Source organism: Kordia sp. (assembly GCF_050633145.1).
Taxonomy (GTDB): domain Bacteria; phylum Bacteroidota; class Bacteroidia; order Flavobacteriales; family Flavobacteriaceae; genus Kordia.
In genome coordinates this window covers 90,807-97,703 of the sequence record NZ_JBOEFY010000076.1, presented here as the reverse complement: position 1 = coordinate 97,703, position 6,897 = coordinate 90,807, and the positions used below count along the sequence as shown (strand labels likewise).

8 protein-coding genes are annotated in these 6,897 nt (G+C 31.9%); 2 read left to right on the top strand and 6 right to left on the bottom strand.

Annotated features, from left to right (window positions below):
• Positions 1-60: 60 nt before the first annotated feature.
• From ACRBBL_RS25340 to ACRBBL_RS25325, 4 genes are all read right to left on the bottom strand, one after another.
• Complete coding sequence (locus tag ACRBBL_RS25340) at positions 61-198, bottom strand: hypothetical protein (protein WP_431371899.1); 138 nt, start codon at positions 196-198, stop codon at positions 61-63.
• Between the two features lie 80 nt (positions 199-278).
• The gene (locus tag ACRBBL_RS25335; protein ID WP_431371898.1) at positions 279-425 is read right to left on the bottom strand and encodes a hypothetical protein; all 147 of its coding nucleotides are present in this window, start codon (positions 423-425) and stop codon (positions 279-281) included.
• A gap of 234 nt (positions 426-659) precedes the next feature.
• Complete coding sequence (locus tag ACRBBL_RS25330) at positions 660-2,840, bottom strand: S8 family serine peptidase (RefSeq protein WP_431371897.1); 2,181 nt, start codon at positions 2,838-2,840, stop codon at positions 660-662.
• Positions 2,841-3,025: 185 nt separating this feature from the next.
• Entirely contained in the window at positions 3,026-3,772 is a 747-nt protein-coding gene (locus ACRBBL_RS25325; RefSeq protein ID WP_431371896.1) for a LytR/AlgR family response regulator transcription factor, read from the bottom strand.
• A 386-nt stretch (positions 3,773-4,158) separates the two neighbouring features.
• Here ACRBBL_RS25325 and ACRBBL_RS25320 point away from each other — a divergent pair, with 386 nt between their 5' ends.
• Positions 4,159-5,772 carry an alkaline phosphatase family protein gene (locus ACRBBL_RS25320; RefSeq protein WP_431371895.1) on the top strand — a complete coding sequence of 538 codons (1,614 nt, stop codon included), beginning with the start codon at positions 4,159-4,161 and terminating at the stop codon, positions 5,770-5,772.
• A 199-nt stretch (positions 5,773-5,971) separates the two neighbouring features.
• Entirely contained in the window at positions 5,972-6,331 is a 360-nt protein-coding gene (locus ACRBBL_RS25315) for a lipocalin family protein (RefSeq protein ID WP_431371894.1), read from the top strand.
• A 62-nt stretch (positions 6,332-6,393) separates the two neighbouring features.
• On the opposite strand, the gene ACRBBL_RS25310 is transcribed toward ACRBBL_RS25315, so the two are convergent.
• Both ACRBBL_RS25310 and ACRBBL_RS25305 read right to left on the bottom strand, forming a co-directional pair.
• Positions 6,394-6,588, bottom strand: a complete 195-nt coding sequence (locus ACRBBL_RS25310) for a hypothetical protein (protein ID WP_431371893.1) — start codon at positions 6,586-6,588, stop codon at positions 6,394-6,396.
• A gap of 59 nt (positions 6,589-6,647) precedes the next feature.
• Positions 6,648-6,815: a hypothetical protein gene (locus tag ACRBBL_RS25305; RefSeq protein ID WP_431371892.1), complete on the bottom strand. Its 168-nt coding sequence runs from the start codon at positions 6,813-6,815 to the stop codon at positions 6,648-6,650.
• Between the last annotated feature and the right edge of the window lie 82 nt (positions 6,816-6,897).

The following is a 6,897-nucleotide window of genomic DNA, read 5'->3' as shown; positions in this document are numbered from 1 at the left end:
AATTTCATAATAAAAAGTATTAATTTGTTAGTAAAATCATTCCTGTCGATGCGTTATATTCTATGTTAAAGCGCCAATAATTCCTGAAGCCACAAGAGGTAATAATGCTCCTAATATAGAAGTATTAGCTCCAGCAGAAACTGCATTTGCATTATATGTTTTGCGTTCTACCGCCTTTGTTTGGTTTGGTAATTTCATAATAAAAAGTATTAGTTTGTTACTGAAAATTGTTTAGAATTATGGATAGGAAAAATTTTCCTATCCATAATTTTTTAGGATTAAAGTGCTCCTAATCCTGCTTGTAAAGCTGGAATTCCAACTCTAGCTAATGTTGAGAAAAAAGAAGAAGCATTTGCTCCAGTTGCAACAGCGTTTGCATTATACGTTTTACGTTCTACTGCTTTTGTTTGATTTGGTAATTTCATAATTTAAAAATTTAAAAAGTTAATAATTGATTGTATAGGAATATGTATTCCAGATTGATCCACCTTAATTGAGATTGAAAGCTCGTATAAATTAGAGAAGCAATAAGTGCTATGACCTTGGCTTAACTCATTAAAGTATTCTGATAAATCAAGGTAGTGATCCCGGGAAACAGCAGATGATTTATAAAATGCTACTTCACTATATTGATTTAATGTTTTAAGTATTTCTTGTTGTTAAGCAATAGCAACACTAACTGGCGCGTACCATTCTTGAATTTCACCAACCATAATTGGAGTTACACCACTGATATCTACTTGCATAGAATATGTTGTAGATGCTTTGCGAGTATCAGCTGGATCAAAGAATGTTAATTGCACTTCACGTGAAATAGAGTTTTGACGCGATACTTTTGATGGTGTCACTTTGTATCCGCTTAATTGTAGTTTGTTTTCAGTGGCTTTCTTAACAATATCTGATAATTCTAAAATGTTATATAATGAGTAATTTAATGCTCGATCATCAGGAGATTGCCCTTTATTTAGCGTAGTTACATACAATCGATTTAAGATTGATATTAATTGTTTTCTTAATTCAGGATCTTTTATCCCCATAGACTCTAACAATGCTTTCAAAGTCCAATCTTTTAAGCCATAGGCTACTGGCGTCACTGTAGTTACATAATTGCCATTTATTAACTTCGATTTTCCTGAAACATAACCTGGCAATACCATTCGCATAACATCTTCTTGATTTTTATCTTCCTTTTCAGTAAATAAACCTTTTGGTAACTTATCTCCAGGTTTTACCTTTCCACTTTCAATATCCTGCAAATACTTTGAATACATTATATAGTCAATACCCACATTATCTGCTAAAAATTGAGCCATTGTCAAATAAATAGGATCACTAAAAGTGGCAAGTTTAGGGCTAATTGAATATATGGGTGAGGCATTCATATTTAATAACCAAATTAACTGACTTGTAAGGAATATATTAGGATAACTTGAAGCTTCTTGATATAATAAAAAAGCTGCTAATGATTTTTGATCGTGTGGAGAGTCAGTTAATTCCTTTGCTAATGAACCTGGTTCTGATGGTTTATTTGGGATTTCTACTTGTGGAAGATTCTCATACCATTGTCGCATCAATGCAGTAAAAGTATCTAAGTTATTACGTGTTCCAAAATCATAGGATGGCTGTCCAATAGCATTTATCAACTGTGCATTTTTAAATGTAGGATAACCTCCTGGATTTAATGCTGGATTATAAGATCCACTCGCTTGTGAAGGAGTTACTCCAGTATCACATCCACAAGATGATGTTTCCACTTCTGAAGGGTTTACACTTGCTTCAACAGCTTGAGGAGTTACCGCAGTCTCTTCAACTGTTGCTGGAGCTGCTTGTGCTGTTACTTCACTAGGTTGGTCATTGGTTGCCGCTAATGGCGTTACTTCTGGTTCGTTTTCCATGTTTATAGTATTTAGAATTAAAAATTTGTTTGATTTGGTTGCAGTAGAAGCACTTTTTTGCATCATTTTCATAATCCCGCTAATATTTAAGCGTCCGTTCATGATTCGGTCACAATTAATTTTTTCATTAACTGCACACGGAATTACGCTACTTAATAAAATTTGGCGAATAGCTAAAAGATCTTTTTTCAGACCTTGTTGTCTTTGTAAACTAGCGAGTAATCCTGCTACTCCACTCACTAAAGCTGTAGAAAAACTGGTACCTCTTGCAATGGCTTTTTGATTTTTTTTACTTGGAACTGCTCCTATAATATTTTCTCCTGGAGCTACAAGACCTTGTTCCGATAGTACGCTACTCCAATTACTAAAGTCAGATGGTTTTCCATCACTTTTTATCGATCCCACAGCCAAAACCGTTGGATAACTTGCAGGTACATGTATACTATTACCTCCTTCATTCCCCGTTGCAGCGATGACTAAAACTCCTTTCTTTTCACATAATTCTAATGCATTGGCTAATGATGAAATAATGTGATCTCCATCATTCAGTTTTTCACCTCCGCTAATATTTATGATATCTGCATTCTGCTCCAAAGCAACACGAATTCCTTGTTCAATGTCTGATTGTGAACTACTGAGTAGCTTTCCATTTTCATCTTCTCGATAAATACTCTTTACAAGTCCTGAGCAATTTGGAGCAATTCCTAGAATACCACTGTTATGATTCGCAAAAATTAAACTGCTAACAAAAGTTCCGTGAGTAGAACGCACCTCTTTTTTTACTGGACTATCTAATGATGTGATATTTGCTTCTTTTAAAGCATAATGTTCTAAATCAACTGGTCCATCTAAGACAGCAATCCTAACAGTTGGATCTCCTTTTGTTTTTTCCCATACTGCAGTAATGCTTGGTAGAAGTTTGGTTATATTTTTTTGTTCGCTCATTATTAATTCAATTTCTTATATAAAACAGTCTCTTTAACTTTACTGTTTTTCTTATTTTTCTTACGTAAATCTATAACGAACTTAGAATTGAAATAAAAAATATGTAATGAGTGTTGTGTTTTTATGTTGTATATGAAGCACTTCTTGTTGTAAATAGATATTGTTACATATTTGTTTACAACAAACTACCTTAGTATATGTAAATTTTTTAAAATTGATTTGTACTTAACTCCAAGTGTAACCTTATAATCTCCTTTAAGTATGATTAAATTATCTTTTGGAATTATTTGCTCTATGGCTAAACTATTGATAATGTATTTACGGTGTATTTGCAGAAATACTGCTGCATCTAAAAATTCTTTGATTTTACCTAATGAAATGAGTACCACATACTTTTCATTTTTGGTAATAACATTACAATAACGATTTTCTACTTCTATGTATATAATGTTTTCTAAATGCACTCTATGTAAAGCATTTTTCTTTTTAATGAATAAGCTTTTCTTAGTTGCTTTAGAATTTTGACCTTTCTTTATAACTTCATCTGATTGTTGTTGCAACTTTTCAAGGATATTTTCTAAGCTATATAGTATTTCAATTTCGTTGAATGGTTTATGTAGTATAGCAAAAGGTTTGGTCAGTTTTGCTCTTTGATATAAATGTCTATTTTCAAAACCTGTTAAATATATAAATGGACATATGTTCTTGTTAGACATTAATAAATTTTCAATAAATGTAATTCCATCTGGATTTCCATCTATAAACATATCTGTAATGATTATATCTACCGATTGCCTATTATAGCAAAGTAAAGCTTCTTGATAACTGGTAGCAATTCCAATTACATTGTATGAGTTTGATTCTAATAATTCCTTTAAAATCATTATTTCCTGATGTGTTTCTTTAATCAGAAAAACTTTTATTGTGTTCATTCGGCAGGTTTTGAAAAATCAAAATAATGATAAAATGATTTGAGTATCAGTATTAAAAAACAACCTCGTTCTTTATAAACTATAAACGTCTCTAATTAAATACTCTATCAAAATATTCTTGTCTTGATTATTATTCAATAGTTAGTTATTAAGAAAAAGATAAAGCATTCAATAAAATGTTGTGAACGATTAAAAAAATGTTGTGAATGACCAATATTACAGGTATAAAAAAACATAAGAAACGTCATTTCGCATCTAACATCTTTAAATTTCATAAAAATATTGAAAATATATTCTTACGTATAGTTTCCCCTTTTAACTAGTTGTATTTGGATAACAACACATTATCTTATAAATTGAAGATCTAAACCCTTCAAAACTATAAAATGGCTACCACCGAAAACAAAAAAGATTCCCAAAAGAAGAAAATAAAACATGTGATTGTTGTGATGTTCGAAAATCGATCGTTTGACCATATGTTGGGTTATTTATATAATGATCGTTATAAGAATAAGAACATAGATAGAAAGGATATTAATGTATCGCCGCTTGGACATCCGTACTCAGGACTTACAGGTCATGAGACGAATCCTGACAATGAAGGAAATGCTATTAAAGTGTATCCTATTGATCCAAATAATAAATACACGTATTATATGCCAAAAATGGATCCTGGAGAAGGATTCATGAATACAAATTTTCAGTTATTTGGTGGATTAAATCCTCCGTATCAACCAGGAATTGCGCCTAATCAAGGTTTTGTACGTGATTTTGAAAATAAGATTGCAGAAAAATACTTTGGTGATCCACCATTAAAACCAAAAAAATCTACCAGCAAAACAAAAACGACACCTGAGAAAAAAACATACGATAAAAATTACGATCACTCAAAAGATTATAAAAATGATGACTATAAAAATTGGTATAAACATTATTCACCACCTAAATCTGGAATAGAGATCGTTAGTAAGTTCCCAGGCACAGCGCCAAAAGATATTATGGGAATGTATACGCCAGACCTCTTGCCTATTTTATCAAATCTAGCAAAAGAATATGCTGTATGCGATCATTATTATTGTTCGGTGCCTTCGGAAACACTTCCAAATAGAGCGTTTATGCACATGGCAACTTCGGAAGGGCATTTGTATGATGAACTAAAATCCTATAGTGCTAAAAGTATTTTTAAAAACCTTTCCGATCACAATCATACTTGGGGAATTTTTGCTGATAAATTACAGAAACCATATACCTATAGTTTTTGTCAAGATGTAGCCGATAACCCTATTCCTGAAAATTGCTTTGTGGGAAGTTTTGATGATTTTAAATTAGAACTCAATAGTGGAAAATTACCTGATTACACATTTTTAGAACCATCTTGGGGAAGTCACGGAAACAGTCAGCATCCAAACTATGACGTAGCCGCTGGAGAAGCATATATGTTAGAAATTTACAATGCAGTTAGAGAATCTAAGTATTGGGAAGATACGCTTTTAGTGATTAATTATGACGAGCATGGAGGTTGCTACGATCATATTACGCCACCAGAAGGAGCTGTTCCGCCAAGTCCAACAACTCAAAATAAAAACGGATTTAAGTTTGATCGTTTTGGTGTGCGAGTTCCTTGTATTTTAATTTCTCCTTGGATAGAAGCTGGAACAGTGTACAGAACAAAAGGAGAAGTTCCCTTAGATCATACATCATTACTCAAAACCATTGAAGTTTTATTTGACTTGCCGTCATTAACAGCTCGTGATGCAGCAGCTTCCGATGTATTGGATGTATTAACTCGAGAAGAAGCTCGAAAAGACAATCCGATGGAAGGTATTAAACCTCCTGTTGCCGATGCATCAGTTAAAATTCCGAATCATGCATCTCAAATTGTAAGAGCGCAAGCAGATGCAGTTACAGACAAAATAAACCGTGATACAGGAACGCAAAACCAAACTCCTGAATTTCATTCAAGTGAAGAAGCAAACGCATACATTCATCAAGAATCATAGTATTTACTATATGAATTCACTACAAAAGCTCAACAGTATCTGTGTTGAGCTTTTATTTTTTTGTAGAACACTAAAGCCTTTATTTAAAAAAGTTCATAAAAACTATCTGTAAGTTTCTACTGTTTCCTGTAACTTTTATAAAGGTTCGCACACACATAAGCATTCACTATAAAATACCAACTAAAAAATAAAAGGTCTTATGAAAAAAATCATTGTAATTGTTTTTGGATTGTTACTAATATCATGTACAAATTCTGAGCAATATGAAAAAATTGTCGGAGAATGGAATTGTTCTGAATGGATTATAGAATCTACAGGAAAAAACAGATGTAATAACAATGTCTATTTTAATTTTAAAGCAGACAAAACGTATACTTCAAAAGTTACTGGACTTGAAGAAACTGGTGTGTACAGAATTGAAAATGGATTGCTTTATTCTACACCAAAAGATAAATTAGAAATTGGAGTTGAAATTAAAAAATTAGACAAGGATACGTTACAATTTGTAATGAGTAGATCTGGACAAAAAGAAACTTTAACGCTACTGCGTAAACAATAAAAATTGAAAAAGCGCAACAAATTTTGTTGCGCTTTTTTATTTGTAAAAAATTATAATGCTACCTATTTTAAAGAATTGCCATTGCGTGATCCTGCTGTAGTAGGAATACAATCCGTTACATCAGTATTACAAAAATGTGTAACACATTCCATTTCTATTGTTACACATGCATTTGAGGCTACTCCTCCTTTTACTGTGTAATAATTCATTTTTGCAATTTTCAGTTTTGAAAGCTTCATTTTTCTTTCCTTTTTCATAATCTTATAATTTTAAGGGTTACTAGAATATAACATAAACTCAATTTTCATACAGAAAATTAGATACTACCTAAAGAATCACTATTGCGTGTATTTATGGTTGTTTTACAACTATAGTTTATATCAGTTTCACATGCATTTGTTGGGCATTCTTTTTCTATTGTTATACAAGTATCCGAATCTCCTCCTCCTTTAGCTGTTAGGTAATCTATTCTTGCGATTTTCATTTTTGAAAGCTTTATTTTTCTTTCCTTTTTCATATATTATAATTTAAGGGTAACTATAATACAAATGTAGCATGAACTCAGT

What these genes read in the sequence shown, in the direction of transcription:
- ACRBBL_RS25340 (WP_431371899.1), bottom strand. Translation starts at nt 198, where the DNA reads ATGAAATTACCAAACCAAACAAAGGCGGTAGAACGCAAAACATATAAT.
- ACRBBL_RS25335 (WP_431371898.1), bottom strand. Translation starts at nt 425, where the DNA reads ATGAAATTACCAAATCAAACAAAAGCAGTAGAACGTAAAACGTATAAT.
- ACRBBL_RS25330 (WP_431371897.1), bottom strand. Translation starts at nt 2,840, where the DNA reads ATGAGCGAACAAAAAAATATAACCAAACTTCTACCAAGCATTACTGCA.
- ACRBBL_RS25325 (WP_431371896.1), bottom strand. Translation starts at nt 3,772, where the DNA reads ATGAACACAATAAAAGTTTTTCTGATTAAAGAAACACATCAGGAAATA.
- ACRBBL_RS25320 (WP_431371895.1), top strand. Translation starts at nt 4,159, where the DNA reads ATGGCTACCACCGAAAACAAAAAAGATTCCCAAAAGAAGAAAATAAAA.
- ACRBBL_RS25315 (WP_431371894.1), top strand. Translation starts at nt 5,972, where the DNA reads ATGAAAAAAATCATTGTAATTGTTTTTGGATTGTTACTAATATCATGT.
- ACRBBL_RS25310 (WP_431371893.1), bottom strand. Translation starts at nt 6,588, where the DNA reads ATGAAAAAGGAAAGAAAAATGAAGCTTTCAAAACTGAAAATTGCAAAA.
- ACRBBL_RS25305 (WP_431371892.1), bottom strand. Translation starts at nt 6,815, where the DNA reads ATGAAAATCGCAAGAATAGATTACCTAACAGCTAAAGGAGGAGGAGAT.